Source organism: Streptomyces sp. NPDC127190, from assembly GCF_042672505.1.
Classification (GTDB): Bacteria; Actinomycetota; Actinomycetes; order Streptomycetales; family Streptomycetaceae; genus Streptomyces.
Genome location: NZ_JBHXVE010000009.1, coordinates 26,125 through 52,479, shown reverse-complemented (window position 1 = coordinate 52,479; position 26,355 = coordinate 26,125). Strand labels below are relative to the sequence as shown.

Here is a 26,355-nt window from a genome sequence, read left to right as displayed (position 1 = left end):
CCCCGGTTCCGCGGGTCCGGATCAGCGGTTCTGCGGGGTGCGGGAGCCGTGGTGCTCTGGGTGGCGGACCGGCCTGGCACCTTCGGGCGGCGCCGGGCGGCGGTCCGGGTGGGAGGCGACGGCGGCGGCCGGAACGCCGGGCTTGTGTTCGACGGGCCGGAGGCCCGGCCGGCCCGCGACCATCGACGGATCGAAGATCACGACGACTCCGGCGAGCAGCAGGAAGGCGAGCGGTCCGATCAGCATGGGCGCGAGCACGGACGGCTCCGGTGCACCGGCGGTGCCGTGGGAGACGCCGTCGAGATGGACGCCGAGGGCCGCCATTCCGGTGTAGTGCATGCCGCTGACCGCGAGCCCCATGACCAGGCTCGCTCCCACGCTCCACAGGAAGCCGCGGACGCGGCCGGCGGCCCACAGCGCGGCGGTGGCGGCGACGACGGCTATGACGACGGAGATGGCGACGGTGACGGTGTTGTAGGTGAACCGCCCGTGGAAGCGCACTCCGGCCATGCCCAGGTAGTGCATCGAGGCGACGCCCAGACCGGTGATCGTGCCTCCGGTGAAGAGGGCGGTGCCGGTGGCGCCGCGGTAACCGACGATGAAGATCCCGACGCCGACCATCACGATGGCCAGGCCGAGGCTCGCATAGGTGATCGGTTTGTCGTAGTGGATCGGCGCTTCCTTGATGGAGAAGCCCATCATCGCGACGAAGTGCATGGTCCATATGCCGGAGCCGATCGCGGCCGAGCCGAGGGCCAGCCAGGCGGGCCGCCGGGCGTGTGTGACCAGCAGGGACCGGGTGGTGCAGCGCAGGCCGAGGGCACCGCCGAGGCAGGCCATCAGATAGGCCACCAATGGGGTGACGGCCCCGTAGCTGAATCCGTCGACCGTGCCTTGCATCCGCGGCTGCCCTTCCGCCCTCTTCTGTCCCGGAATACCCGAAAACGCCCCCCGTCCCAGGACCGCGTCGGCGGCCAGGGTTGTCGCAGAGAGTATGACCCCCACCAGAATGGTCGAACGATTTTCCGGCAAAGAAACACGCCCTTGCCCCAGATGTGCGGCAGCGGTGAGCGGACCTGGACATCTTCGTGCGATCTGTGGCGGTCGTGCGCCCAGGTGCCGTTGACCCACTGCTGTCAGTCTGGTGCTGTCGGTGTTTGCTCGACGCGAGGAGTACGGATGCACGCGCGCGTAGTTGCCGCCACGGTCGCGGCGGTCCTCGGCACGGTGGCCCTGCTGGCCTCCGTCGCCGGATCCGACGCCCGGGCGGGCGAGGTCGGCGAGCCGACGGTGATCGCCCATCGGGGCGCTTCCGCCTACGCGCCGGAGAACACGCTGGCCTCGATCGACAAGGCCGCGGAGATGGGCTTCTCCTGGGTCGAGAACGACGTGCAGCGCACCAAGGACGGCGAGCTGGTCGTGATCCACGACGCCGGCCTCGCCCGGACCACCGATGTCGAGCAGGTCTTTCCCGGCCGGGCGCCGTGGAAGGTGAAGGACTTCACCGCCGCGGAGATCGCCCGGCTGGACGCGGGCAGCTGGTTCTCGTCCGCCTACGCGGGCACGCGCGTGCCGACGCTCCGGCAGTACATGCGCCGGATCGAGCACAACCACGAGAAGCTGCTCCTGGAGGTCAAGAACCCGGAGCTCTACCCGGGCATCGAGCAGCAGATCCTCAAGCTCCTCGGGGACGAGGGCTGGCTGGACCGCGCGCACCTGCGGCGGCTCATCGTGCAGAGCTTCAGCGCCGACAGCGTGCGCACGGTCCACCGGCTTGATCCCGAGGTGACCACCGCCTACCTCGGCGCACCCACCTCGGCACAGCTGCACGGGTACGCGCGCTTCACGGATCTGATCAATCCGTCGTACACCTCGCTCTCGAGGGGGTACGTGGCGGCGGTGCACGCCTTCGACGGGCCGCACGGCAGGCCGCTTCGGGTCTTCGCGTGGACGGTGAACGACGCGGCCACCGCCCGCAAGGCCGCGGGCCTGGGTGTCGACGGGGTGATCACCAACGAGCCCGACGTGGTCCGTGCGGCGCTGGCGGACCGGGCCGCGCAGGCGTTGTCGGTGGGGGGCCGTACCGTGGGCGCATGGACAGCCATGGGCAGGATGAGCAGCGGATCGTATGGGCGGTGGCCGGTACCGACATCGGCCCGCTGATGCTGGCCGCGACCCGGGACGGCCTGGTCAACGTCGTCTTCCATGCCACCGAGGCGGTGCGCGAGCGGACCCTGGAGCGGCTGGCGGCCCGGCTGGGCGCCGACCCCGTGGAGGACCCGGACGCACCCCTGCTGGCCGAGGCCATAGGCCAGCTGCGGGCGTACTTCGCGGGCGAGCGGCACGACTTCGACCTGCCGCTGGACTGGTCGCTGATCTCCGGCTTCAACCGGCAGGTGCTGCGGGAGCTGGCCTCGGGCGTCCCGTACGGCACCGTGGTGGGGTACGGGGATCTCGCCGGCCGGGTCGGGCAGCCCGGTGCGGCGCAGGCGGTCGGCGCGGCCATGGGCGCCAATCCCCTGCCGGTGGTCGTGCCGTGCCACCGGGTGGTGGAGAGCGACGGCGGCATCGGCGGCTTCGGGGGCGGTCTGGAGACCAAGCGGAAGCTGCTCGCCCTGGAAGGCGTGCTGCCCGAGCCGTTGTTCTGACCTCCGCTGGGGAGGGCCCGCGACGCCGGCAGGATCCGAAAGAGAGGCCCTAGTCGTCGTAGTGCCGGGCCTCGAACACATTGCCGTCCGGGTCCTGGAAGTAGAAGTTCCGGACGGCGTTCCCGCGGGCTCCGGAGGAGTCGTGGCCGATGCCGCTCAGCGGGACACCGTGCTCGGTCAGCCGGGCGTGCAGGGCGTCGAACGCGTCCGTCGGCAGGGCCAGACAGATGTGGTTGACGGGATGGCCGGCGCGGTCCGCGGAGCCGGGCAGCATCCGCATCCGTTCCGCGAGGGTGTGGGGCGCGAGATCCAGGATGGTCTCCTCGTTGATGCGGACCGAGGGGAAGGAGAGCTTGCCCTCGGTGAACTCGCCGACTCCCATGGGCTCCAGGCCGACGGCCGTCTCGTAGAAGCGGGCCGCGGCGACCGGGTCGGCGACCCAGAGGACGACATGGTCGAGGCGCATGGTGTTCTTCGTCATGCGGCCCAGGCTGGTGGCGTCCCCCACAGGCCGCAAGCGTTTAGCCGCGTCCGGCGCCCGCCAGAGATGAGGAAGGGCCGACGGACGGGAGGCGGGCACATGGTGCTGGTGGTGTCGGAAGAGGTCCGGGAGGCGATCGCGGCGCGGCGGCCGGTGGTGGCCCTGGAGTCCACGATCATCGCGCACGGGCTGCCGCGCCCGCGCAACCTTCAGGTGGCGCTGGAGCTGGAGGACGCGGTACGGCACGAGGGGGCGGTGCCGGCGACCGTCGCCGTGCTCGACGGACGGCCCTGTGTCGGGCTGGACAAGGAACAGGTCGAGCGGATCGCGAACGAGGACGGCATCCGCAAGCTGAGCCACCGGGATCTGCCGCTCGCCGTGGCAAGCGGAGCGAGCGGGGCGACGACCGTGTCCGCGACGGCCCGGCTCGCCGCGCTGGCGGGGGTCCGGGTGTTCGCCACCGGCGGGCTGGGCGGCGTGCACCGGGAGTGGACGGTGACGCAGGACGAGTCGGCCGACCTGGGGCTGCTGGCGCACACCCGGATCACGGTCGTATGCGCGGGCGTGAAGTCGATTCTGGACGTGCCGGCGACCCTGCAACGACTGGAGACGCTCGGCGTGGCCGTCGCCGGGTACCGCACGGACCGGTTCCCCGGCTTCTATCTGTCCGACTCGGGGCATCCGGTGGACTGGACCCTGGACTCTCCGGAGCAGGCCGCGGACGTCATGCGGGCCCAGGACGCGCTGGGCGCACCGCCTTCGGCGCTGATCGTCGCCAACCCCGTGCCGGAAGCGGAGCAGCTCGATCCGGAGCTGCACGCCCGTGTGCTCGCCGACGCGCTCACCGCCTGCGCGGAGCAGGGCATCACAGGGCAGGCAGTGACCCCGTTCCTGCTGGACTACCTGGTCCGGCACACGGACGGCGCCTCGCTGAGCGCCAATCTGGCGGCGGTGCGCGGCAACGTACGGCTGGCGGCGCGGATCGCCACCTCGTGGGCCCGGGAGTGACCACCGGGCGGACCGGGGCGCTGCTGGTCGTCGGGGACGTCGTCACCGACGTGGTGGCCCGGCACCGGGGTCCGCTCGCGGGCGGCACCGACACGGCCGCGGCGATCCGGACGGTGCCGGGCGGCGCGGGCGCCAATGTCGCCTGCTGGGCCGCTCACGCCGGCTGCGCGGACGTACGGCTGCTCGGCCGGGTGGGCGCGGACGCGGCGGCGTGGCACGAGCGGGAGCTGCTCGCGGCCGGGGTGCGACCGCGGCTGGTGGTGGACCCGGAGGCGGCGACCGGCACGGTGATCTGCCTGGTCGACACGGGGGCGGCGGCCGAGCGTACGTTCCTCACGGACAGTGGGGCCTCGCTGCGGCTCGAACCCGGAGACTGGTCGGACGCGCTGCTCGACGGCGTGGCCTGGCTGCATCTGTCAGGCTATCTGCTGTTCACCGAGCCGAGCCTGGCGCTTGCGCGGGTGGCGCTCGCGGCCGCCCGGGCGCGTGAGGTGCCGGTGAGCCTCGATCCGGCGTCGGCGGGGTTTCTGGTGGAGCTGGGGCTGGACCGGTTCCTGTCGTTCGCGGGCGGGCTGGACGTGCTGCTGCCGAGCCGGGACGAGGCGTGCCTGCTCACGGGGCTGCCGGACCTGGCGGACGCCGCGGCCAAGCTGAGCCGGCTGGTGCCGCTGGTGGTGGCCAAGGCGGGTGCCGACGGAGCCCTCGTGGCCCGGGCCGGCGCCGCACCGGCACGGGTCCCGGCCGTGCCGGCCACCCCTCGGGACACCACGGGCGCGGGGGACGCCTTCACCGGCGCGTTCCTCGCCGCCCTGCTCGCGGGCGCATCCGCGGAGGAGGCGGCGGCCGGCGGGTGCCGAGCGGGTGCGGAGGCGGTGGCCAGGGTGGGCGGCAGACCACCGCGGGCACAGAGCGGCGGGTAGGACGTGGATACGCGTCTGCGGAAGGCCGGGGCGCAGGCCCTGGCGTAGCCGGTTGGCGAGCCGTTGCACCGGGACGTGCTCGTCGGGGCAGGCCCCAACTGCCGGTTCCCTTGGCTCGTCCGACGCTCGTCCACAGGCGGGAACCAAGCGGAACTTCGTGTTCCCACAGGCTCGCCCGCACTGTGCCGGGGCCTGGCAGACTTGCCGGGCAAGGCGCGAAAGCGTCGCGCACGAGGTCCATGCGAGGGGGATCCGGATGTCCATGGCGGGGAATCTGCGGAAGGTCACGGAGCTGGGCAGGGTCGGCGGCCTGCGCAGGGTGGCACGGCTCGGCCGGCGCCGGCCGCGAGTGGACCTGAGCCATCCCGCCAGGTCGCCGCTGGGCTCGTCGGTGGTCAACTGCGTGACCTATCAGGACGGCGTACGGGTGCAGGGGAGCGCCGATCTGGTGGACGCGGTGAGGCTCGTACGCAAGAGCGGTGAGGGATTCGTCTGGCTGGGACTGCACGAGCCGACGGACCGTGAGTTCGCCGGCATCGCCGAGCTCTTCAACCTGCACCCGCTGGCGGTGGAGGACGCGGTCGAGGCCCATCAGCGTCCGAAGCTGGAGCACTACGGGGACACGCTCTTCGCGGTGTTCAAGACGGTCTGCTACGTGGAGCACGAACGACTGACCGCGACCAGCGAAGTGGTGAACACCGGCGAGATCATGGTGTTCGTCGGCAAGGACTTCGTCATCACGGTGCGGCACGGCCGGCACGGTTCTCTGGGACCGCTGCGCGAGGAGCTGGAGTCGGATCCGCAGCAGCTCGCCAAGGGCCCGGCGGCGGTGCTGCACGCGATCGCCGACCATGTCGTCGACGACTACCTGAACGTCACCGACGCGGTGCAGGCGGACATCGACCAGGTCGAGACCGAGGTGTTCTCCGAGGAGGGCGCGCGGCTCGATCCGGGGCGGATCTACCAGATGAAGCGCGAGCTGCTCGAACTGAAGCGGGCGGTGGTGCCACTGGGCCGCCCGGTGGAGGACCTGGCCACCCGGCCCATACGCGTCATCGCCCCGGAGATACAGGCCTACTTCCGGGATGTGCTCGACCACCTCATACGGGCCAAGGACCAGATCGCCGCGTTCGACGAACTGCTCAACTCCATCCTCCAGGCCCATCTCGCGCAGGTGACCGTCGCGCAGAACGAGGACATGCGGAAGATCACGGCATGGGCCGCGGTGATCGCCGTACCCACGATGGTGTGCGGGGTGTACGGCATGAACTTCGACCATATGCCGGAGCTGCACTGGCGGTTCGGATATCCGCTGGTCATGGCCGTGATGGCCGGGGCCTGCGTGGCGCTGTACCGGGGCTTCAGGCGCAACGGCTGGCTCTGAGCGGGACGGTCGCGCCGGGGGTCAGCCGCTCCAGGCGGGATGGCGTGGGTCGTCGGCACGGACCAGGACGTCCGCCGTGCCGGCCGGATCGGCCTCGGAGGCGTAGCGCTCGAAGGCCGGGAGCGTCCAGTGGTCGGACTCAGGGGTACGGCGGCGCAGGGCGCCCGGGGAGAGGAGGACGTGGACGGTCAGGTCGAACGGGAACCAGTGCCGCAGCAGTAGCGGGCCGTGCAGCAACAGCAGTCCGCCTGGCGGGAGTTGGACGTAGGGGCTGCGGGTGGCCCGGTCGGTGACCGGATCCCACAGGTCGGGCAGGACGCGCCCGCTGCCGCCGGGATCGAGCGGTCCGAAGACCTCGCGCCACAGGGCACCCGTGTCGAACCATCCGTTGTAGTACGACTCCTCGTCCCGCCGCCCGTGTTCCAGGCGCAGCGAGGCCGGGCGCAGAAAGCCCTCGGCACCGACCACGAGCGAAGGCCGGCCACGCACCCGCAGCGCCTCGCCCACGCGCTCGGCGAGATCGCCGGGCCGGGCGGCCGGAGCCCCGTCGAAGCCGACCCGCGGCCAGGCTCCGCCGTCGGCCGGCTTCAGGTCGGTCAGCCGGTCGGCGAGCTGCTCGGCGAGCCGGTCCCAGGTGATCGCTTCGAGTCGCACAGGGCCCATGATGCCGGGTGCCGTGGCCGAGCGGCGACGGCGGCTGCCGGGAGAGGAGGTCACCAGAGCGGGGAGAGGGGGAAGCGGCCGGACAGGCACATAGGCGGGCCATGCCTTCGGTGAGGAGAAGGTGTCGATGATCAGCTCATGGGAGGAGTGCGGAAATATGCTCTGAAGAGACCCGGGGAAGGGGACAGGCCCGCGGCGGTGGGAAAGAAACGCGTATGGCGCTTCCCGCAACTCCCCACTCCCCCGGCCGCCTTGTCGCCATCCAGCCGCTGAAGGCCAAGCGCTGTGCCGCGTGCCGGCGGGGGCCGCTGTCGCTGCTGGTGCTGGAGGACGGAGCGCCCCGCTGTCTGGAGTGCGCCGACCTCGGGCACCTGGTGTTCCTGCCGCGCGGGGACACGGCGCTCACCCGCAGATCGCGGGAGGAGAGTGGGCTGTCGGTGGTGGTCGTGCGGTTCAACCGGCGCAAGAGCCGCTACGAACGGCAGGGCGTGCTCGTGGAGGAGGCGGCGCTGGCCCGGGCCGAGGCGCGGTGCCTGGCCGACGCGGAGGCACGGCGCCGGCGGCGGGCCCGGGACGCGCGGCGAAGGGCCGCGGAGGACGAGCGGTTCGCGGCGGCGTTCGCGGGCGAGATCCTCCGGCTGTTCCCGGGCTGTCCGGCCGAGCGGGCGCGGGCGATCGCCGGTCATGCCTCCGTGCGCGGCAGCGGGCGGGTCGGGCGCAGTGCGGCCGGGCGGGCGCTGTCCGAGGGGGCGGTGATCTCGGCGGTCGTGGCGGCCGTACGGCATGTGGACACGGCGTACGACCAGCTGCTGATGAGCGGGGTGCACCGGTTCGAGGCGCGGCGCCGGATCGCGCCGGCCGTGGAGAGCGTGCTGCGGACCTGGCAGGGGGCCGGGGAGGAGGTGGGCTGAAGGCGGGGGAGAAAGCGCTCTCCGACGTGCTGCGCGGCCGTCGGGGGAGACGTATCGTGGCCGGAAGAGCGCGGGTACCGGTACGCGAGGAAGACGCTCATGGCCGATCCCAAGGGGTTCATGACGACGCCGCGCCAGGAGTGGCCGCGGCGGCCCGTGGAGGAGCGGGTGCGGGACTGGGACGAGGTGTACGTCCCGGGCGCGCTGCTGCCCATCATCAGCAAGCAGGCCGATCGCTGCATGGACTGCGGCGTGCCGTTCTGCCATGACGCGTGCCCGCTGGGCAATCTCATCCCCGAGTGGAACGACCTGGTGTCACGGGAGGACTGGCGGGCCGCGAGCGACCGGCTGCACGCCACCAACAACTTCCCGGAGTTCACCGGGCGGCTGTGTCCGGCGCCCTGCGAGGCGGGGTGTGTGCTGGCGATCAACCAGCCGGCCGTCACCATCAAGAACGTCGAGTGTGCCATCGCCGACCGGGCCTGGGAGGAGGGTTTCACACCGGCGCTGCCGCCCGACCGGCTGTCCGGGAAGACGGTCGCGGTCATCGGCTCCGGGCCCACCGGACTCGCCGCGGCACAGCAGCTGACCCGGGCCGGTCACACGGTCGCGGTGTACGAGAAGGACGACCGGCTCGGCGGGCTGCTGCGGTACGGCATCCCGGAGTTCAAGATGGAGAAGCACCATCTGGAACGGCGGCTGGCGCAGATGCGGGCCGAGGGGACGAAGTTCCGCACCTCGACATCCGTCGGGCGGGACGTCTCCGCGGCGGAGCTGCGGTCCCGGTACGACGCGGTGGTGATCGCCACCGGCGCCACCGCCTGGCGGGAACTCACGGTGCCGGGCCGGACGTTGGACGGGATACACCAGGCGATGGAGTATCTGCCGCTGGCCAACCGGGTGTGCGAGGGCGATCTGGAGGTCTCGCCGCTGTCGGCCGCCGGCCGGCATGTGGTGATCGTCGGCGGCGGGGACACCGGTGCCGACTGTCTGGGGACGGCGGTGCGCGAGGGGGCCGCGTCCGTGACCCAGCTGGACATCTACGCGCAGCCGGGCGCCGAGCGGGACGAGGACACCGACCCGTGGCCGACGTACCCGAAGATCTATCGGCTGTCGGCGGCGCACGAGGAGGCGCGGGAGCTGCGGACGGCACCGGAGGCGGACGCGGACGCGCGGCTGTTCGCGGCGTCCACGCTCCGCTTCACCGGAGACGAGAGGGGGTGGGTGCGTTCCCTGCACCTGGAGGAGGTCGACGAGCGGCGGCTTCCGGTGCCGGGGACCGAGCGGGAGCTGCCCGCCGACCTGGTGCTGCTCGCCCTCGGCTTCACCGGCCCCGACCGGGAGGACGGGCTGATCGAGCAGCTGGGGCTGGCGCTGGAGGAGCGGGGCACGATCAGCCGGGACGGCGGCTTCGCGACGAACGTCCCGGGGGTGTTCGCCGCCGGGGACGCGGCGCGGGGACAGTCGCTCGTCGTCTGGGCGATCGCGGAGGGGCGTGCGGTGGCGGCGGCCGTGGACGGTTTCCTCATGGGAAGCAGCCGGCTGCCCGCTCCGATCGCACCGACGGACCGCCCGATGCGGGTGTGAGAGACGGGTGGACGGCGGGCGCCCACCGGCAGGGGGTCAGGACAGCAGGAAGTCGGCCACCCCCGCCTTGGCGCCCTCGATGAACGCGGTCATCTCGTCCGTGGTGTAGATCAGTGCGGGCCCGTCCGGATCGGTGGACTGGCGTACGGCGATCCGGCCGTCGGCCAGCTTCATCGCCTCCAGGCAGTTTCCGCCGTTGCCGCCGCTCCAGGGCTTGTGCCAGCCCTCGCTGCCCAACTCCCGCGCGGGCATGCCGTTGTAGACGTGACCGCGGGGCTCTATGCGATCCATTCACAGCTCCTTGCGGAGATCGCCGAGGATCTCCTTCGTGCGTTGTGCCGTAGCGGCCTGTGCCGCCATGCGGTCCATGACCTCCAGGTGGGTCGCCACCTCGATGCGCGCGTCCAGGTAGACCGCGCCGGTCAGGTACTCGCTGTAGACCATGTCCGGCAGTTCCGGCATGGCGAATCGGAACAGCACGAAGGGCCCGTAGGTCCCCGGGTGCGGTCCGTTGGCGAACGGGGCGACCTGGAGCGTCACATGGGGCAGCTTCGTGGCCTCGAGCAACTTGTCGATCTGCGCGCGCATCACCTCCGGACCACCGACCGGGCGGCGCAGGACGGTCTCGTCGATCACCGCCCAGAAGCGGGGCGCGTCAGGGCGGTTGAGCAGCTCCTGGCGTTGCATGCGCAGCGCGACATGGCGCTCGATGTCGTCCGGGCTGGTCTGGCCGACGGCACCGGACTTCAGCACCGCGCGTGCGTAGTCCTCGGTCTGGAGCAGGCCGGGGACGAAGTGCGGTTCGTAGGAGCGGATGAGGGAGGCCGCGCCCTCCAGGCTGACGTACATCGAGAACCAGCCCGGCAGGATGTCGTGGAACCGCTGCCACCAGCCGGGCCTGTTGGCCTCCTCGGCGAGCCGGACGAAGAGTTCGGCCTCGTCGGCGGGGACGCCGTACGCCTTCAGCAGCAGCTGCACATAGGGGATCTTGAGAGCGACCTCGGCCGTCTCCATGCGGCGGACGGTGGCGGGAGCGACATGGAGGACACGGGCGGCCTCCTCACGCTTCAGCCCGGCGCGCTCCCGCAGGTCCATCAGGCGCCGGCCGAGGACCACCTGGCCAACGGTCGGCGCGGACCGCGGTTCGCTCACGCTCCCACCTCCACAAGTATCCGGACAGCCCTGCGGCGCCGTTCGAAGACTCATTCGAAGACCGGGTCGGACTCCGGTGGTCCCAATTGGCGCCGCTCAACATGCTGTTGCGAGCAGTGTGCCACGGCCTCCCACCGAGTCACACAGCACTCTGCAATTTTCAGAGTGACACTTGCCAAGTGTTCCGGGCAGGGAGATAGTGGCAAGCGTGATTCCGTCCGCGCCCTTAGGAACAGACGCCGCCACAGGCCTTCCCGGCCTCGGCGCCGCACCGGGAGCCCCCCTTGCACGGGACGCTGCCGAGCGCCGGTTCCGCTTCGAACTGGCCGCGCATCCGGGTTCCGTGGCCCGGGCGAGACGCCTGGCGCACGCCCGGCTCGCCGGCTGGGCGGTGGGCGCGGACACCTGCGACAACGCGGCCCTGGTCATTTCCGAGCTGGTCACCAACGCGATCGTGCACACGGCGAGCAGCCGTGTGGTGTGCGAGCTGCACGACCACGACGACATGGTGCGCATAGCCGTACGCGACGAGGGCTGCTCCCCCGGCGAACCGCATCCGTCGCCGCAGCGCCCCGATGACGAGCACGGCAGGGGGCTGTTTCTCGTCGACGCGCTGTGCCAGGCCTGGGGCGCCCAGGAGCAGGGGACCGGACTGCTGGTCTGGGCCGAGCTGGCCCGGCAGGCCGACCCGGCCCAGGAGGATGCCGCACCCCGCGCCGACCTCGGCTGGGGCGCGCGTCCCAAGCCGGGCCGCCCGCAGGACTCCGGCGAGGAGGGGGCCACCGAGACCCCGGACGGAACAGCGCGACAGCGCCGTCCCGGGTGCGCCGGCGAAGAGCGCCACGGTCACGACGGCCCGGAGCACCCCACCCACGGCGACTCCGCGCACCCCACGCACGGCGAGCCCGTGCACCCCGCGCACGACGGCCCGGAGCACCGTACGCATGGCGGCGCCGGCCGGCCGCGGTTCGGGACGTCCGGGCAGCCGCTGCACCGCACTCCGGGACAGCACCGGCCGCGGGAGCAGTCGTGACCGGCACCAGCGGCACCGGCCGGCCTGACGTCGTACGCGCCGAGCGGCCGGGTGCGGCCGGGTCCGAGCAGTCGATCGGGCTGGACACCCTGGTGCGCTTGCAGCGTCGGCGGCCCGCCGCGGAGAACGCCCGACGGCTGCGGATCCCGGACGGCATGACGGCTCCGCTCGGCTTCGACGCCGTGGCCGTGCCCGACCGACTGGGGCCTCTTGTCGTGCCCCGGCTGCCCCGGCTGGGCTGTGTGTACGCCGACGGCTCCCGCTGGTGGTGGATCGTGCCGTCGGACTCCGACTACGCGCTCCCCTGGCCGGAGCCGGCCCACTACGCCCCCGGCGCCCTGGTCAGCGGCACCGCGCGGCTCATCCATCGCCCGGACGGCACAGTCCCGTACACCCCGCCGATCCCGCTGTACCTGGCGCTGTGCCGGGCGACCGGGACCGCCCCGGACTGGTCGAGGGCGATGCCGGCCTAGGGCCTCTCTCTCGGGTCGGCCGAGAAGGCGCCGACCCCGCAGCCGACCTGATCCGAAAGAAAGGCCCTTGCCGCCGCGCACCCGGGCGGCTCAGTCGGCGGCTTCGCGCACGATCACCAGGAACGTGTCCGTCGCGAGGTCCATGACGACCTCGGCGGGCATGCCCTCCAGGCGCCGCGCGTGCGCGAACTCCTCGGCGGGCCAGGATCCGCGCGGACCACCGGCGGGAAAGCGTTCGAGCACCGTTCGCCCGCTCACCATCTCGCACCTCCAGGAAACGTCGTTCTCATAGGAGTGAACGCCCTGGAGAAGACGAACGGCTCGCCGGATGACGGGACTGAGACAATGCCGACACCGAATCGGCGCGGACCGTGATAATCCGGTCACGTTACGACACCGATGGCACCATCCGTATCAGAAGTCGTACTCGTCGTGAAGGCGCAGCCGGTCGCTCCCGGCCGGGTTGCGGCCGAGCACGGTCAGGTCGAGCAGCCCGGCGGTGGTGCCCAGCTCGTCCAGCGCGTCGTCGTACACGGAGTTGGTGTGGAAGACGCGGTCGCGGTCGCGCAGGAAGCAGCTCAGGCCCGGCCGCTCGGCCGGGCCGCCGCCGTCGGCCTCGACGGTCGCCTCGAAATCGCGGTTGAAGTCGCTGTGGTACGAGGAGTACCAGGGCACCGCCCAGCCCATCCGTGCCTTGAACGGCAGGATCCGGGTGAACGGCGCCCGGGAGACCACGGCGAAGGAGGTGTTCCGGGCGCGCAGATGGGCGAGATGCCCGACCTGGTCCAGAAAGCCGGCGCAGCAGGGGCAGCCGGTCTCCCACTCCGGCGCGAACATGAAGTGGTGCACCACGAGCTGGGCCCGCTCCTCGAAGAGGTCGAGGAGGGTCGCCTTGCCGTCGCCGCCCTCGAAGACGTACTCCGGGTCGACCTCGACCATGGGAAGCCGCCGCCGCTCGCCGCTCAGCGCCGCCCGCGCCCGTCTGACCGCCTCCTCCCTGCGCCGCAACTCCTCGCGCGCCGCGCGCCACTGCTCACGCGAGACGATCCCCGGAAGCGCCATGAGCCCTCCTGTGCCCTCTGTCCGACGGTCGGACCGAGGTGGTGACCGTCGGCGGGCGGGGAACTCATCGGCGCGCGCGGAGTTTTTCCGGTCGCCGCGCGGAGTTTTTCCGGTCGCCCTGCGGGAATGATCAGTACGTCACCGGCAGAGCCATCAGCCCCCGCGCGCGCATCGAGGGGCGCCACCGCGCCTCCCCTTCGGCCGGTGCCAGTCGGGGGAACCGCTCCAGCAGGGCGGCCAGTGCGATCTCCGTCTCGGCGCGGGCCAGGGGCGCGCCGACGCAGTAGTGGATGCCGTGGCCGAGGGCGAGATGGCCGGCGGCGTCGCGGGAAAGGTCGAGCCGGTCGGGGTCGGGGAAGCGGTGGGGGTCGCGGTTGGCGGCGGACGGTGACACCCAGACCGTCTCCCCCGCCGGGATGGTGACCCCGGCGATGGTCACGTCCTCGACGGGGAAGCGGCGGATGGCGAGCAGGACCGGGCCCTCGTAGCGGATCAGTTCCTCCACGGCGGCCGGGACGCCCGCCGGGTCCTTGCGCAGGGCGGCGAGCTGGCCGGGGTGGTCGAGGAGGGCGAGGACGGCGTTGCCGATGAGCTGGACCGTGTTCTCGTACCCGGCGAAGAGGATGAGGAAGGCCAGCGACATCAGCTCGTCCTCGCTGAGCCGGTCGCCCTCGTCGCGTACCGCGATCAGGTCGGAGAGCAGGTCGTCGGCGGGGGCGGCCCGCTTGGCGGCGAGCAGGTGGGTGAAGAAGTCGAGCATGGCGCCGACCGACTCGCGGGCCGCCTCGGGGCGTGCCGGGTCGGGGGCGACGAGGGTGTCGGTCCAGATCCGGAAGTCCAGCCGGTGTTCCTCGGGCACGCCGAGCAGGTCGCAGATGACGGTGATGGGCAGCGGGGCGGCGTAGGAGGTGATGAGATCGGCGCTGCCGTGGGGGCCGAGCCCGTCGAGGAGCCGGTCGGCGGTACGGCGGATGGGCGCACGCAACTGCTGGACCCGGCGCGTGGTGAAGGCGCGGCCGACCAGGCGCCGGATGCGGGTGTGGTCCGGCGGGTCCATGGTGAGGAGGTTGGCGTCGAGGGCGGGAGGCAGCGCGAAGCCCTTGTAGGTGCCGGGTGCGGCGTGCCGCTTGTCCAGGGAGAGACGGGGGTCGGCGAGCGCGGTCCGGACGTCCTCGTACCGGGTGACGAGCCAGGCGGGGGTGCCGTCGGGTCCGGTGATGCGGTGGACGGGCGCGGTGTCGCGCAGGCGCCGGTAGGCGTCGTAGGGGTGCTCGATGAGGCCGTCCGTGAGGTCCATGGCAGGGAGCCTACGGGCTCGGGTGGCGCGCTTCCGACCACGCCGCCCGGGCCGTCGTCGGCCGCCAACTCCCCTGCGGCGGCGGCCACATCGGCGGTGCGCAGACCGTGCCCGGGCTAGGCCGCGATCGGCAGCGGCACCTCCCGCTCCCCCAACGCCTCGAGTGCCTGGCGCAGTTGCCGGAGGTGGCGGGGGGTGAGGCGGCCGGTGTCGTCGAGATGGACCGCGCAGGCCGTGGTGGTGTCCACGAGCCGTTCCAGGGCGTCGGCCACCGTCTCCGTTCCCTCGGTGTGCCGGGCGAGGGCGGGCAGTTCGGCGGCGGCGAGGGCGATGGCGGTGCGGGCCTCGCCGAGGGTGCGGTAGGCCTCGCGGCGCAGCGCCCAGCGTTCGGTGCGGGTGTCGCCGGACCCGCCGTCCTCGGCGGGTGCTCCGGACTCGTACTCGCCGAGGACATGGGTGAGATAGGCGTGCGCGGCGTTCCGGGCCGTCGTGAGGCGGGCCCGGACCTGGGCGCCCCGCTCGCCCGGCATCGGCAGATGTCCGACGACCAGGACGAGCGCGCAGGCGAGCAGCGTCTCGCCGATCCGGCCGGCGGAGGCCTGCGGCTCACCGCCGACCATGACGAGGGCGAGCACCAGGACGGTGACGACGGCGGTCAGCGCGGCGAAGTGCCGGGTGGCCACCGGTACGAGCGCTCCGCACACCGCGACCAGCGCGATCAGCCCGGCCGGGCGGGGCAGCAGCGCGGCGAACCCGGCGAACACCAGGGCGCCCAGCACGGTCCCGGCGGCCCGGCACAGCACCCGGGAGACGAGCGGCCCGAGGTCGGGCTTGACGAGGAAGACGGTGGTGGCCGGAAGCCAGTACCAGTGCTGGTGGTGGCCGTACCAGCCGGTGTGGTGCAGCGCCTGGGCGATGGCGGCACTGGCGCCGAAGCACAGGGCGACGCGCAGCCCGTACTCGCGTCCGCCGACTCCGTACGCGGCCCGCGCGGCGTCCCGGAGACCGCGCGGGCGGCCGACCGGTTCGCGATCGGCGGCCGTGCCCCCGTCGAAGGCCTCGGCGGCGTGCAACAGGGCGTCGTCCAGGGCGCGCAGGGCGGGTGCGGACCGGTGCGGCGCGGGCAGCGGGCCGGTGCCGGTGTTGCCGCGCACGGCCGCGGCGAGCCGGCGTGGTCCCTCGGCGGCGCGGGGCGTGACGGGCTCCCCGGCCCAGAACAGGGCGGTGGCGGCCTCGGCGAGGGGCAGCGCGGCGGTGTACTGGGCGCGCAGCCGGCGCTCGGCGGCGGAACTGGCGTACCGGCGCAGCCGGGGTCCGGCGAGGGCGTCCTGGGCGTGGTCGAGGGCGGCGGTGAGCGCGGCCCGCCGGGCGGTGGCCTGCGGACCGCCGGCCGCGTCGAGCAACGCGGCGATCGCGTCGTACACGGCGGCGACCGCCGACCGCTCCCCGTCGAACCGGAAGTCCCCGGCGAGCGAACCGGGCGTGGGCAGGGCGAGCCGCAGCAGGAGCAGCCAGCCGGCCCCGGCGGTGAAGGCGAGGGCCCGTTGCCAGCCGCTGTCGGCCGCCGGAGTCCCGGCGCCGATGGCCGCGGTGACCAGCAGCTGGGTGCCGGCGGCGGAGGCGACCGGCCCGACGGCGCTGATGCCGCCGGCGAGCAGCCCGAGCCCGGTGAGCACCAGGGTGAGCGGTACGGCGCCGAGCAGCTGACCGGCGTACGAGCCGACGAGCAGCCCCAGCGCACCGGCCAGCGCGGGCACGCCGAGCCGCTTGACGGAGGCACGCCTGCTGCCGGGACGGTCGTTGATGCCGGCGAGCATCGCGGCGATGGCGGCGATGACGCCGTGGGAGACGCGGCCGGTGAGCACTCCGGCGAGCGCCAGCGGCCCGGCGGCGAGCGCACCCCGGGTCACCGCGTTCCATGGCACGGGTCCGCGCTGGGCACGGAGGGCATGGGTGAGCCAGAGGGGTGCGGCGGGCCGGGACACGGGGCTCCTGTTCACGGTTGGGGTCGTACGAGCGTCGGGGCTCGGGGTCGTACGAGGGGCACGGTTCAGGTCGTACGAGGGCGGGCGGGGCCTTCGGACGACGGTGGCCGGCGGGCCGTGCTTCCACGGTAGGTCCCCTACCCGGCGGGAACGGGGCGATCATGTTTCGGAGGCGTGAAAGGTGGCGGGACGGGGTGGTTTCTTTATGAACGCAATCCTGAACGCAATCGGACGCGGTCAGCGGTGAGCCGGCTCATCGCGCCCGCCCGGCCCGCCAGCACTTCAGCGAACTCCGGCAGCGCGTGGTCGCCGACTTCCCGCTCGATCCCGACGAGTTGGAGGTCCGCCCGACGGCGAACGAGACCAAGGGGCAGAACACCTGGGTGTGGCAGACCTCCGACTGTGTGCTCGCCGGAATGCTCGTCAAACGCAACGGCATCCGGTCGGCGACCGGCCTCGCCCGGCAGCGCCTGAAGACCCACTCCGACCCCGAGGGGTTCTTCGCCAGGGGCAGACAGGCCTTCACCTACTGGCGGGCGCACCAGCTGGGTTACGCCTATGCGGCCATCTGGTCCACGCCCGGGGCGGCGCGCCCGAGACCCGGCACACGGTCCGCGGCACCGGCACCGGCACCGGCACCGGCACCGGCACCGGCACGGTGATCGTCCAGCACGCCCTGGAGCTGGACGAGGAGCCGTCGCACGTCCTGGCGGCGGTGCACCACATCACGGCCGCGATGGCGACCGGCGGCGAGGAACCGGCGCGGGGTACGGCGGTCCGGGGCGTCGTCGGACCGCGGACACCGCAGGCGTCCTCCCCCGCCTGACCTCATCCCCTGCTCACGGGCGGTCGGCCCGCTCGACGAGTGCCTCGGCCCGGGCGACCGCCTCGGTCAGGGTGTCCGGCTCCGGTCCCTGGGAGAGTGCCGCGAGGATGCCGTCCACGGTGCGCAGGCCGGCGCGTTCCAGCAGCCGCTTCTCGTTCGTCACCCACTCCCCGCGGGCGGCGAGGACACCATGGGCGGTCTGGGCGGCGGCGGTGGCGATGGCGCCGGCGGTTTCCGTGAGGCGGCCGTAGGGGGCGTGGTTCGCCTTCGCGTAGGCGAGGGTGGCACGGGCGGTGCCGTGCCAGCGCTCGCTCGCGGTCCGGCGCAGCCTCTCCGGATAGGCCGCCGGGCGGGGCAGATCGCCGGTGAGGGTCCGGTTGAGGGCGAGTTCGGCGACGAGCAGGTAGGTGGGGATCCCGGCGAGATGGAAGAGCAGCGGTTCGACCCGGAAGCGGCCCTGCTCGGCCTCGGCCAGCTCGTGCTCGACCACGTCGAGGTCGCGGTAGTGCACATCGACCCGCCGGCCGTCGATGCTCAGCCAGGCCCCGCCGTTGAAGACGCCACCGCCCCAGCCGCCGACCTCAAAGACCTCGCCCGCCCAGCCGAGGGCGCGCAGGTCGTCCGGGTCGAAGGGGCCGCGGTAGTAGACGGCCAGGTCCCAGTCGCTGTCCGGGCGGTGGGTGCCCTGGGCACGGGAGCCGCCGAGGGCGACCGCGCGGACGGTGGGCAGGGCGGCGAGGCGGTCGGCGGTGGCGGCCAGGAAGTCCCGGTCGGGGTCGGACGGATCGGACGGCGTGCACGGCAGGGACGGCATGGACACTCCGCGGGTCGGTCGGATTCCCGCCGGAGCGTACGCCCCTGTCAGCGGTGCCGGCGGGCATTTTCCGGGCGGCGAGCCCGACGGAACGGGGGCACGGGGGCCGCTCGCAGCGGGCCGGGTGCGCAGGAAATCCGGATGCGGTCGCGGGCGATGAAGGCGATCCTCGGACGGTTGCCCGCCGTCCGTTCGAGGAGCAGCCCAGTGATCCGACGCGTCACCGCCCCCGCTCTGTTCCCGCCCCCCGTCTACTCCCATGCCTCGGTCGTCGCGGCGGGGACGAAGCTCGCGTTCCTGGCGGGGGCCGTGCCACTCGACGAGAAGGGGGAGATCGTCGGCCCCGGTGACCCGGTGGTCCAGGCCGGGCAGGTGATCGCCAATCTGACGGAGCAGCTGCGCGCCGTCGGCAGCGACCTGGCGCACGTGGTCACGACCGATGTCTACGTCGTCACCGACCAGCCCGCGGTGCTGTCCTCGGTCTGGGAGGTGGTCGAGGCCTCGGGCCTGAGCACGGGACCACACTCCTCCACGCTGCTCGGCGTCAGCTGTCTCGGCTACCCGGAGCAGCTGGTGGAGATCACGGCGACGGCCGTGGTGCCGGAGGAACGGGAACAGGGGACGCCGTCATGACCGAGGCCGTACTCCGGCGGGCCGTCGCGGCCGACGCGCCCGCCGCCGCCGATGTCTGGCTGCGGTCCTTCGCCGCGGCCCTGCCGACGGTCGTCCGGCCGCGCACCGACGACGAGGTGCGCGAGCACTTCCGTCGGGTCGTGGTGCCGCTGCGGGAGACCTGGGTGGCGGAGGCGGCCGGCGCGGGGATCGTCGGTGTGCTGGTGCTGGACGGCGAGCTGCTGTCCCAGCTGTACCTTGCTCCCGAGTGGCGGGGGCGGGGTCTCGGGGACCGGTTCGTCACGCTGGCCAAGGAGCGCTCCCCGGGCGGGCTGACCCTGTGGACCTTCCAGGTCAACAAGCCCGCCCACCGCTTCTACGAGCGGCACGGCTTCACGGCCGTCGAGTCCACCGACGGGAGCGGCAACGAGGAGCGCGAGCCGGACGTGCGCTACGTCTGGCGGCCCTGAGCGCTCCCCCGGCGAACCGCCCGCTGTGCCCTGCAACCGGCGGGCTACGGCAGCCCCGCCGCGCCCGCCGCCGTACGCAGCACCTCGCGCAGCATCTCGGCGGTGAGCCGGCCGGTGAAGGTGTTGCGCTGGCTGACATGGAAGCAGCCGAAGAGGTCCAGCCCGTCGAGCGCGACCCGGGTGCCGTGCGCGAACGCCGGGCGGGGCCGGGGCACGGTCCAGCCCGCCTCGGCGAGCGCGGGCAGCGCGGCCTGCCAGCCGAAGGCGCCGAGCACGACCACGGCTTGGAGCGTCGGACGCAGCAGGGTCAGCTCCTGCACCAGCCAGGACCGGCAGGTGTCGCGTTCGCCGGGGGTCGGCTTGTTCGCCGGCGGGGCGCAGTGCACGGGGGCGGTGACGCGGACGCCGTACAGTTCCAGGCCGTCGCCGACGCGGACCGAGGTGGGCTGCGAGGCCAGCCCCACGTCGTACAGCGCCTGGTAGAGCACGTCTCCGGAGCGGTCGCCGGTGAACATCCGGCCGGTGCGGTTGCCGCCGTGCGCGGCCGGGGCCAGCCCGATGATCGCCAGCCGGGCGTCGGCGGGGCCGAAGCCCGGCACCGGGCGCCCCCAGTACGTCCAGTCGGCGAACGCGGCGCGCTTGGTCCTGGCCACCTCCTCCCGCCACTCGACCAGCCGGGGACAGGCCCGGCAGCCCGCGATGCGCCGATCGAGCCGGGCAAGGGCGCTGCTGTCGTCCATACGGCCACGGTATGCCCGATCTCCGCCGGTCCCTTCCCTGGCACCGATGCCTTTCCCCGGCACCGGCCCCTTTCTCTTCTCCGGCAGGGGCCCCTTCTTCAACTCGGGTCGCCGGAAAACCCGTCCGGGTCGCCGGGCTCGGCGCGTTAAGGTCGGACCATGGCTTCCGAGAACGCGGACGAGAACGACAACCGTGGGACCGGCACACCGGGCGAGGTGAAGGCCGCCCCGGACGCCGCGGCCCCCGGTGCCTCCGACGGGCAGCCGCTCGACCCCAAGATCGCCGCGGCGGTGGCCGCCGCCGAGGCCGCGGGACCCGCAGCCGGTGAGACGGTCCGGATCGACAGCTGGATCTGGGCGGTACGCCTGATCAAGACGCGTTCCCTGGGCGCCGCCGCCTGCCGGGGCGGGCATGTGCATGTGAACGGCGAGCGGGTGAAGCCCGCCTACTCGGTGCGCATCGGGGACGAGGTCCGGCTGCGCCACGAGGGCCGGGAACGGGTCGTGATCGTCAAGCGCCTGATCCGCAAGCGGGTCGGGGCGCCCGTGGCCACCCAGTGCTATGTCGACAACTCGCCTCCGCCGCCGCCCCGGGAGGCCGTCGCCCCCGCCGGTCTGCGCGACCGCGGTGCCGGCCGCCCCACCAAGCGGGACCGCCGCGACATGGAACGCCTCCGTGGCCTCGCCGCCTTCGGCCGCACGACCGGGTTCACCGGCGCCGCCGGCCCCGACGGTCCGGGCGGATCCGGTGGCGGCGAGGGAACACGCCGGGGCCGCTGAGCCGGCCCGGCACGCCTCGCTCCCAGTCCTCCCGCAGCCCGTTGCTGCGCCGCGTTCTCGAAGAGTACGTTGCAGGGAGGAGTGGTGATCCGATGCGTACAGGCAGTGAACCGGCGACCGCGCGCAGTGCTCTGCGGGCCCGGTTCTGGCTGAGCGTATGGGGTGTGACCTGGGCGATCTTCGGGACAACGGCGTTCGCGCTGGCCGGCCGCCCGGGCTGGGCCGCGGCCTGCGGGGTGCTGTGGCTGGTGGCCACCGTCGACCTGACCATGATCGTCAGACATATCCGGCAGGGCCCGCACTACCAGCCGGGCCGGGACATCCCGCCGTACCGGCCGCCGGACAGCGGACCTCCGTATCCCGGACCGCCACGACACCGGCACCCCTGACCGCCCCGCATGTCCGACAGACCCGCTCAGTCCTCGAAACGGGCCGCCTTGAGGTAGTCCGGGTTGGGGTCCAGCGCGGCCGCCAGCCGGAAGTGCCGTCTGGCCTGGTCGGGGCGGCCCTGCCGTTCATAGGTGCGGGCCAGCGCGAAGTGCGCGAAGGCGTTGTCCGGCTCGCGCTCCAGCACGATGGTGAACTCGAGCTCCGCCGGCCGCAGTTGCGCGGCGGCGAAGAAGGCACGCGCGCGCAGGAGGCGGGCCGCGGTGTTCTCGGGGTGCGCGGCGATGACGCCGTCGAGCAGTTTCACCGCACCCCGCGGGTCCCGTGCGTTGAGCAACTGCTCGGCGGCACGGAAGTCGATGACATGCGTCTCCGGACTGCTTCCGGTGGAACCGCTGGTCTCGGGCACGGCAGAGATCCTTCCCTCGCTGCGCCGGTTCAACGCCCCAGCGGGAACGGGTATTCCGCCCCGGACCTCTGCCCCGGACCTTCGCCCCGGACCTCTGCGGGCCTACCGCGCGGCGCCCTCGTGTGCCCGGCGGACGAGCGTGTCCCACACCTCGGCGACCCGCTTCTCCAGCGCGTCCAGCGGCACGTCGTTGTCGATCACGATGTCCGCGATCTCCCGGCGCTGTTCCCGGGTCGCCTGCGCCGCCATGCGCGCGCGTGCGTCCTCCTCGGTCATCCCGCGCAGCCGGACGAGCCGGTCGAGCTGGGTCGCGGGGCTCACGTCCACGACGACCACCAGGTCGTAGAGCGACGCGAGACCGTTCTCGGTGAGCAGGGGTACGTCGTGGACGACCACGGCGTCATCGGCCGCGGCGGCCTCCAGCTCGCGGGAGCGGGCGCCCACCAGGGGGTGCACGATCGAGTTGAGGACCGCGAGCTTGTCGGGGTCGGCGAAGACGATCGAGCCGAGCCGGGGGCGGTCCAGGCTGCCGTCGGCGGCGAGGACGTCCGTCCCGAAGGCGTCGACCACGGCCGCGAGGCCCGGGGTGCCGGGCGCCACGACCTCGCGCGCGATGCGGTCCGCGTCGATCAGCACGGCCCCGTGCTCCACGAGCAGCCGCGACACCTCGCTCTTGCCGGCGCCGATCCCACCGGTCAGACCCACTGTCAGCATGAGCGGAAGCTTAGGCCCTTTCTTTCGGATCTTGCCGGCGTCGCCCAGAAGGCGCCGGCGCGGCAGCCGACCTGATCCGAAAGAAGGACCCTAGGCCCTGCCGCCGGCGGCCGAACCGGCGGCGGTCAGTTCTCGCCCTCGCGCTCCGCCAGGAACCGCTCGAACTCGCGCCCGATCTCGTCCGCCGACGGGAGGTCCGCCGGCTCGGCGAGCATGTTGCCCCGGGTCTCGGCGCCCGCCGCGGCGTCGTACTGGTGCTCGAGGCCCTGGACGAGGGCGGTGAGTTCCTCCTCGCCCTGCCGGACCTGCCGGTCGATCTCGGTCTGTGTGCGGTGCGCGTCGGTGCGCAGGGCGTGGGCGACGCCGGGCAGGACCAGTCCGGTGGCGGCCGTGATCGCTTCCAGGGCGGTCAGTGCGGCGTCCGGGTACGGAGAACGCGCGACGTAGTGCGGGACGTGCGCGGCGACGCCCAGGACATCGTGTCCGGCCTCCATCAGCCGGTACTCGATCAGCGACTCGGCGCTGCCCGGTACCTGGGCCTCCTCGAAGGGGCTGCGGTGGCCGGGGACGAGGTCGGTGCGGTTGCCGTGCGGGGTGAGGCCCACGGGGCGGGTGTGCGGGACGCCCATGGGGATGCCGTGGAAGTTGACCGAGAGACGCACCCCGAGCCGCTCCACGATCTGCCGTACCGCCACGGCGAACCGCTCCCACTCCACGTCCGGCTCGGGACCGGACAGCAGCAGGAAGGGGGCGCCGGTGGCGTCCTGGACGACGTGGACCTCGATGGCCGGGACCTCGTAGTCGGTCCAGCGGTCGCGCTTGAAGGTCAGCAGGGGCCGGCGGGCCCGGTAGTCCACGAGCCGGTCGTGGTCGAAGCGCGCGACGAGCTGGTGGGGCAGTGAGTCGAGCAGCCGGTCGACGATCAGTTCGCCGGTGTCGCCCGCGTCGATGTATCCGTCGAAGTGGTAGAGCATGACCAGGCCGGCCGACTCCTGGGCGAGCGCCATGTCGACCACGGCGAGGCCCTTCGGCTCCCATGCGTACAAACCCTGCGGATCAAGCACTGTGACCGCTCCTCCTCGTGTCCGTTCATCGACAACACGGCTTCGGGAGCAGACATTCCCGCGGACGCCCTCTTGATCAGGGAGCGGTGGTCCCCGGTCCACGGAGAGCTGCGCGGGCGGAAAAGACCGAGGGGCCGCACCTCGAAAGGTGCGGCCCCTCAGGACCAGCTATCGGCTAGGCCGAGCGGCAGGCGCTCAGCTCTGGCCGCCCGCCAGCTTCTCGCGCAGCGCGGCCAGCGCCTCGTCCGAGGCCAGCGCGCCGGAGGTGTCCGCACCCTCGGAGGAGTACGAACCGCCGGTCGCGGCCGGAGCGGCAGCCTCGCCACCCTCGGCGGCAGCGGCAGCGTCCGCCTCGCGGGACTTGACGACCTGCTGCTGGTGCTGCTCGAAGCGGGTCTGCGCCTCGGCGTACTGGCGCTCCCACTCCTCGCGCTGCTTCTCGTAGCCCGGCAGCCAGTCGTTGGTCTCCGGGTCGAAGCCCTCGGGGTAGATGTAGTTGCCCTGGTCGTCGTAGGACGCGGCCATGCCGTACAGGGTCGGGTCGAACTCGACCGCCATCGGGTCGGCACCGAAGGACTCGTTGGCCTGCTTCAGCGAGAGGCTGATGCGACGACGCTCGAGGTCGATGTCGATGACCTTGACGAAGATCTCGTCGTTGACCTGGACGACCTGCTCCGGGATCTCCACGTGGCGCTCGGCCAGCTCGGAGATGTGGACCAGACCCTCGATGCCCTCGTCCACGCGGACGAACGCACCGAACGGAACCAGCTTCGTGACCTTACCGGGCACGACCTGGCCGATCTGGTGGGTGCGGGCGAACTGCTGCCACGGGTCTTCCTGGGTCGCCTTCAGCGACAGGGAGACACGCTCGCGGTCCATGTCGACGTCGAGAACCTCGACGGTGACCTCCTGGCCGACCTCGACAACCTCGGACGGGTGGTCGATGTGCTTCCAGGACAGCTCGGAGACGTGGACCAGACCGTCGACGCCACCCAGGTCCACGAAGGCACCGAAGTTGACGATCGAGGAGACGACGCCGGAGCGGACCTGACCCTTCTGGAGGGTCGTGAGGAACGTCTGGCGGACCTCGGACTGGGTCTGCTCGAGCCAGGCACGGCGGGACAGGACCACGTTGTTGCGGTTCTTGTCCAGCTCGATGATCTTGGCCTCGAGCTCCTTGCCGACGTACGGCTGAAGGTCGCGGACACGGCGCATCTCGACCAGGGAGGCCGGAAGGAAGCCACGGAGGCCGATGTCGAGGATGAGACCACCCTTGACGACCTCGATGACGGTACCGGTGACGATCCCGTCCTCTTCCTTGATCTTCTCGATGGTGCCCCAGGCACGCTCGTACTGGGCGCGCTTCTTCGAGAGGATCAGGCGGCCTTCCTTGTCCTCCTTCTGGAGGACCAGGGCCTCGATCTCGTCGCCCACGGCGACGACCTCGTTCGGGTCGACGTCGTGCTTGATCGAGAGCTCGCGGCTCGGGATGACACCTTCGGTCTTGTAACCGATGTCGAGCAGGACCTCGTCCCGGTCGACCTTCACGATGACGCCGTCGACGATGTCGCCGTCGTTGAAGTACTTGATCGTCTCGTCGATCGCGGCGAGGAAGGCTTCCTCGTTACCGATGTCGTTGACCGCTACCTGCGGGGTGGTGGCGGTGGTCTCGGTGCTGCTCGTCATGTGGGAAAGGGCTCCGGTACGGACATTGAAGTCGTAGGTACTGCTTACGCCGGGAGCCCGTTTCGCTCTGATGAAGCCGGACAGCCAAGGAAGCGCCACTTGAGCACCGGGTGCCCGGTGGCGCCTCGAGAACCGAGGGGACATACAACAGATGCGAGCGCAGCCTGCTAGGTCTGAGGTGCGCAGGCCCGCAGCGCAACTTGTAGCATACGGGGGCAGCCGGACAGGGTCAATGCGCGACAGCGCACCCCAGGGCGGATCGCCGCATTCCCGGCGGAAAAAACGTCCCAACTGGCCGCGCAGGCCTGGGCAACCCTTCCGTGAGACACCCCCGGCGGGTTGGACGGAAGAGTACGACGAGGGAGCCGATCATCCAAGAGTCGGAGACGGAACAGCACGGCGGGCCCGAGGGGTCCGAACCGGAGGCCACCCGGCGTGACGCCGGTGTGACGGAGAGCGCGCGGGCCAATCGGGGCTGGTGGGACCGGAACGCGGACGAGTACCAGGTCGAGCACGGCACGTTTCTCGGGGACGACCGCTTCGTGTGGGGCCCGGAGGGGCTGGACGAGGTGGAGGCCGAGCTGCTCGGCCCGCCGGAGGAGCTGAAGGACCGGGCGGTCCTGGAGATCGGCGCGGGTGCGGCGCAGTGCTCGCGCTGGCTGGCCGCGCAGGGCGCCCGCCCGGTGGCCCTGGACCTCTCGCACCGCCAGTTGCAGCACGCGCTGCGCATCGGCGGATCGTTTCCGCTCGTCTGCGCGGACGCGTCCGCGCTGCCCTTCGCGGACGGCACCTTCGACCTGGCCTGCTCGGCGTACGGGGCGCTGCCCTTCGTCGCCGACCCGCGGCTGGTGCTGCGCGAGGTGCGCCGGGTGCTGCGGCCGGGCGGCCGGTTCGTGTTCTCGGTGACGCACCCGATCCGGTGGGCCTTCCCGGACGAGCCGGGCCCCGAGGGTCTGTCGGTGGCCGCCTCCTACTTCGACCGCACGCCCTACGTCGAGCAGGACGAGCAGGGCCGCGCGGTCTACGTGGAGCACCACAGGACGGTCGGCGACCGGGTCCGGGACGTCGTGGCGTCCGGGTTCCGGCTGGTGGACCTGGTGGAGCCGGAGTGGCCGGCCTGGAACACCGCGGAGTGGGGCGGCTGGTCCCCGCTGCGCGGCCGGCTGATCCCGGGGACGGCGATCTTCGTGTGCGAGCGGGACTGACCGGCCTCTGCGGATCATCGGGGGCACACGCGCGTAGGGGCCGT

30 protein-coding genes and 1 pseudogene are annotated in these 26,355 nt (G+C 72.6%); 16 read left to right on the top strand and 15 right to left on the bottom strand.

Annotated features, from left to right (window positions below):
• Positions 1 to 21: 21 nt before the first annotated feature.
• Complete coding sequence (locus tag ACFVIU_RS16130) at positions 22 to 900, bottom strand: MHYT domain-containing protein (protein ID WP_385843087.1); 879 nt, start codon at positions 898 to 900, stop codon at positions 22 to 24.
• Between the two features lie 279 nt (positions 901 to 1,179).
• On the opposite strand from ACFVIU_RS16130, the gene ACFVIU_RS16125 reads away from it, so the two are divergent.
• Together ACFVIU_RS16125 and ACFVIU_RS16120 are read left to right on the top strand one after the other, a co-directional pair.
• Positions 1,180 to 2,163: a glycerophosphodiester phosphodiesterase gene (locus ACFVIU_RS16125; protein WP_385843086.1), complete on the top strand. Its 984-nt coding sequence runs from the start codon at positions 1,180 to 1,182 to the stop codon at positions 2,161 to 2,163.
• Positions 2,094 to 2,648 carry a methylated-DNA--[protein]-cysteine S-methyltransferase gene (locus ACFVIU_RS16120; protein WP_385843085.1) on the top strand — a complete coding sequence of 185 codons (555 nt, stop codon included), beginning with the start codon at positions 2,094 to 2,096 and terminating at the stop codon, positions 2,646 to 2,648. Before ACFVIU_RS16125 ends, ACFVIU_RS16120 begins: the two co-directional genes overlap by 70 nt.
• Positions 2,649 to 2,697: 49 nt before the next feature.
• Here ACFVIU_RS16120 and ACFVIU_RS16115 read toward each other — a convergent pair whose 3' ends face one another.
• Entirely contained in the window at positions 2,698 to 3,129 is a 432-nt protein-coding gene (locus ACFVIU_RS16115; RefSeq protein WP_385843084.1) for a VOC family protein, read from the bottom strand.
• 99 nt (positions 3,130 to 3,228) lie between these two features.
• On the opposite strand from ACFVIU_RS16115, the gene ACFVIU_RS16110 reads away from it, so the two are divergent.
• The 3 genes from ACFVIU_RS16110 to corA all read left to right on the top strand — a co-directional run bounded on the left by ACFVIU_RS16110 (position 3,229) and on the right by corA (position 6,441).
• Positions 3,229 to 4,137, top strand: a complete 909-nt coding sequence (locus tag ACFVIU_RS16110; RefSeq protein ID WP_385843083.1) for a pseudouridine-5'-phosphate glycosidase — start codon at positions 3,229 to 3,231, stop codon at positions 4,135 to 4,137.
• Complete coding sequence (locus ACFVIU_RS16105; protein ID WP_385843082.1) at positions 4,134 to 5,057, top strand: carbohydrate kinase family protein; 924 nt, start codon at positions 4,134 to 4,136, stop codon at positions 5,055 to 5,057. The genes ACFVIU_RS16110 and ACFVIU_RS16105 overlap by 4 nt, the downstream gene beginning before the upstream one ends.
• Positions 5,058 to 5,313: 256 nt before the next feature.
• Entirely contained in the window at positions 5,314 to 6,441 is a 1,128-nt protein-coding gene (corA, locus tag ACFVIU_RS16100) for a magnesium/cobalt transporter CorA (protein WP_385843080.1), read from the top strand.
• A 21-nt stretch (positions 6,442 to 6,462) separates the two neighbouring features.
• On the opposite strand, the gene ACFVIU_RS16095 is transcribed toward corA, so the two are convergent.
• On the bottom strand, positions 6,463 to 7,095 hold the full coding sequence (locus ACFVIU_RS16095; RefSeq protein ID WP_385843079.1) for a uridine kinase: 633 nt from the start codon (positions 7,093 to 7,095) through the stop codon (positions 6,463 to 6,465).
• 224 nt (positions 7,096 to 7,319) lie between these two features.
• On the opposite strand from ACFVIU_RS16095, the gene ACFVIU_RS16090 reads away from it, so the two are divergent.
• Both ACFVIU_RS16090 and ACFVIU_RS16085 read left to right on the top strand, forming a co-directional pair.
• Positions 7,320 to 8,015 (top strand): DUF2293 domain-containing protein, encoded by a 696-nt coding sequence (locus ACFVIU_RS16090; RefSeq protein ID WP_385843078.1) that lies wholly within the window; start codon positions 7,320 to 7,322, stop codon positions 8,013 to 8,015.
• 99 nt (positions 8,016 to 8,114) lie between these two features.
• Positions 8,115 to 9,602: a glutamate synthase subunit beta gene (locus tag ACFVIU_RS16085; protein WP_385843077.1), complete on the top strand. Its 1,488-nt coding sequence runs from the start codon at positions 8,115 to 8,117 to the stop codon at positions 9,600 to 9,602.
• 36 nt (positions 9,603 to 9,638) lie between these two features.
• Here the strand turns inward: ACFVIU_RS16085 and ACFVIU_RS16080 are convergent, their stop codons facing one another.
• Complete coding sequence (locus ACFVIU_RS16080) at positions 9,639 to 9,893, bottom strand: DUF397 domain-containing protein (RefSeq protein ID WP_385843076.1); 255 nt, start codon at positions 9,891 to 9,893, stop codon at positions 9,639 to 9,641.
• Positions 9,894 to 10,754 carry a helix-turn-helix domain-containing protein gene (locus ACFVIU_RS16075; RefSeq protein WP_385843075.1) on the bottom strand — a complete coding sequence of 287 codons (861 nt, stop codon included), beginning with the start codon at positions 10,752 to 10,754 and terminating at the stop codon, positions 9,894 to 9,896.
• A 199-nt stretch (positions 10,755 to 10,953) separates the two neighbouring features.
• On the opposite strand from ACFVIU_RS16075, the pseudogene ACFVIU_RS16070 reads away from it, so the two are divergent.
• Both ACFVIU_RS16070 and ACFVIU_RS16065 read left to right on the top strand, forming a co-directional pair.
• Positions 10,954 to 11,544, top strand: a pseudogene (locus tag ACFVIU_RS16070) (ATP-binding protein); the annotation flags it as partial.
• 317 nt (positions 11,545 to 11,861) lie between these two features.
• Entirely contained in the window at positions 11,862 to 12,260 is a 399-nt protein-coding gene (locus ACFVIU_RS16065; protein ID WP_385843304.1) for a hypothetical protein, read from the top strand.
• A 90-nt stretch (positions 12,261 to 12,350) separates the two neighbouring features.
• Here the strand turns inward: ACFVIU_RS16065 and ACFVIU_RS16060 are convergent, their stop codons facing one another.
• The 4 genes from ACFVIU_RS16060 to ACFVIU_RS16045 all read right to left on the bottom strand — a co-directional run bounded on the left by ACFVIU_RS16060 (position 12,351) and on the right by ACFVIU_RS16045 (position 16,619).
• Positions 12,351 to 12,521, bottom strand: a complete 171-nt coding sequence (locus tag ACFVIU_RS16060) for a hypothetical protein (RefSeq protein WP_385843074.1) — start codon at positions 12,519 to 12,521, stop codon at positions 12,351 to 12,353.
• Positions 12,522 to 12,674: 153 nt separating this feature from the next.
• Complete coding sequence (locus ACFVIU_RS16055) at positions 12,675 to 13,322, bottom strand: DUF899 family protein (protein WP_385843073.1); 648 nt, start codon at positions 13,320 to 13,322, stop codon at positions 12,675 to 12,677.
• Between the two features lie 130 nt (positions 13,323 to 13,452).
• Positions 13,453 to 14,619 (bottom strand): cytochrome P450, encoded by a 1,167-nt coding sequence (locus tag ACFVIU_RS16050; RefSeq protein WP_385843072.1) that lies wholly within the window; start codon positions 14,617 to 14,619, stop codon positions 13,453 to 13,455.
• A gap of 116 nt (positions 14,620 to 14,735) precedes the next feature.
• Positions 14,736 to 16,619 carry an FUSC family protein gene (locus tag ACFVIU_RS16045; protein ID WP_385843071.1) on the bottom strand — a complete coding sequence of 628 codons (1,884 nt, stop codon included), beginning with the start codon at positions 16,617 to 16,619 and terminating at the stop codon, positions 14,736 to 14,738.
• 287 nt (positions 16,620 to 16,906) lie between these two features.
• Between ACFVIU_RS16045 and ACFVIU_RS16040 the strand changes: the two genes are divergently transcribed.
• Together ACFVIU_RS16040 and ACFVIU_RS16035 are read left to right on the top strand one after the other, a co-directional pair.
• Positions 16,907 to 17,266: a hypothetical protein gene (locus tag ACFVIU_RS16040; RefSeq protein ID WP_385843070.1), complete on the top strand. Its 360-nt coding sequence runs from the start codon at positions 16,907 to 16,909 to the stop codon at positions 17,264 to 17,266.
• Positions 17,263 to 17,430: a hypothetical protein gene (locus tag ACFVIU_RS16035; RefSeq protein ID WP_385843069.1), complete on the top strand. Its 168-nt coding sequence runs from the start codon at positions 17,263 to 17,265 to the stop codon at positions 17,428 to 17,430. The genes ACFVIU_RS16040 and ACFVIU_RS16035 overlap by 4 nt, the downstream gene beginning before the upstream one ends.
• 13 nt (positions 17,431 to 17,443) lie before the next feature.
• On the opposite strand, the gene ACFVIU_RS16030 is transcribed toward ACFVIU_RS16035, so the two are convergent.
• Entirely contained in the window at positions 17,444 to 18,244 is an 801-nt protein-coding gene (locus tag ACFVIU_RS16030; protein ID WP_385843068.1) for a nucleotidyltransferase domain-containing protein, read from the bottom strand.
• Between the two features lie 207 nt (positions 18,245 to 18,451).
• Between ACFVIU_RS16030 and ACFVIU_RS16025 the strand changes: the two genes are divergently transcribed.
• Both ACFVIU_RS16025 and ACFVIU_RS16020 read left to right on the top strand, forming a co-directional pair.
• A complete protein-coding gene (locus tag ACFVIU_RS16025) occupies positions 18,452 to 18,877 on the top strand; it encodes a RidA family protein (RefSeq protein WP_385843067.1) in 426 nt (141 codons plus the stop codon).
• Positions 18,874 to 19,326: a GNAT family N-acetyltransferase gene (locus ACFVIU_RS16020; protein WP_385843066.1), complete on the top strand. Its 453-nt coding sequence runs from the start codon at positions 18,874 to 18,876 to the stop codon at positions 19,324 to 19,326. Before ACFVIU_RS16025 ends, ACFVIU_RS16020 begins: the two co-directional genes overlap by 4 nt.
• A gap of 44 nt (positions 19,327 to 19,370) precedes the next feature.
• Here the strand turns inward: ACFVIU_RS16020 and ACFVIU_RS16015 are convergent, their stop codons facing one another.
• The gene (locus ACFVIU_RS16015) at positions 19,371 to 20,066 is read right to left on the bottom strand and encodes a uracil-DNA glycosylase (RefSeq protein ID WP_385843065.1); all 696 of its coding nucleotides are present in this window, start codon (positions 20,064 to 20,066) and stop codon (positions 19,371 to 19,373) included.
• Positions 20,067 to 20,225: 159 nt separating this feature from the next.
• On the opposite strand from ACFVIU_RS16015, the gene ACFVIU_RS16010 reads away from it, so the two are divergent.
• Together ACFVIU_RS16010 and ACFVIU_RS16005 are read left to right on the top strand one after the other, a co-directional pair.
• A complete protein-coding gene (locus ACFVIU_RS16010) occupies positions 20,226 to 20,846 on the top strand; it encodes an RNA-binding S4 domain-containing protein (RefSeq protein WP_385843063.1) in 621 nt (206 codons plus the stop codon).
• 92 nt (positions 20,847 to 20,938) lie between these two features.
• On the top strand, positions 20,939 to 21,235 hold the full coding sequence (locus tag ACFVIU_RS16005; protein ID WP_385843062.1) for a DUF6343 family protein: 297 nt from the start codon (positions 20,939 to 20,941) through the stop codon (positions 21,233 to 21,235).
• A 26-nt stretch (positions 21,236 to 21,261) separates the two neighbouring features.
• On the opposite strand, the gene ACFVIU_RS16000 is transcribed toward ACFVIU_RS16005, so the two are convergent.
• The 4 genes from ACFVIU_RS16000 to rpsA form a co-directional block, all read right to left on the bottom strand.
• Positions 21,262 to 21,642, bottom strand: coding sequence for a tetratricopeptide repeat protein (locus tag ACFVIU_RS16000; protein ID WP_385843061.1), 381 nt, complete (start codon positions 21,640 to 21,642; stop codon positions 21,262 to 21,264).
• 102 nt (positions 21,643 to 21,744) lie between these two features.
• Positions 21,745 to 22,356 (bottom strand): dephospho-CoA kinase, encoded by a 612-nt coding sequence (gene coaE, locus ACFVIU_RS15995; RefSeq protein ID WP_385843059.1) that lies wholly within the window; start codon positions 22,354 to 22,356, stop codon positions 21,745 to 21,747.
• 125 nt (positions 22,357 to 22,481) lie between these two features.
• Positions 22,482 to 23,420: a PAC2 family protein gene (locus ACFVIU_RS15990; protein WP_385843058.1), complete on the bottom strand. Its 939-nt coding sequence runs from the start codon at positions 23,418 to 23,420 to the stop codon at positions 22,482 to 22,484.
• 195 nt (positions 23,421 to 23,615) lie between these two features.
• Complete coding sequence (gene rpsA / locus ACFVIU_RS15985; protein WP_385843057.1) at positions 23,616 to 25,106, bottom strand: 30S ribosomal protein S1; 1,491 nt, start codon at positions 25,104 to 25,106, stop codon at positions 23,616 to 23,618.
• Positions 25,107 to 25,426: 320 nt separating this feature from the next.
• On the opposite strand from rpsA, the gene ACFVIU_RS15980 reads away from it, so the two are divergent.
• Positions 25,427 to 26,311: a class I SAM-dependent methyltransferase gene (locus tag ACFVIU_RS15980; protein ID WP_385843056.1), complete on the top strand. Its 885-nt coding sequence runs from the start codon at positions 25,427 to 25,429 to the stop codon at positions 26,309 to 26,311.
• Positions 26,312 to 26,355: the final 44 nt, after the last annotated feature.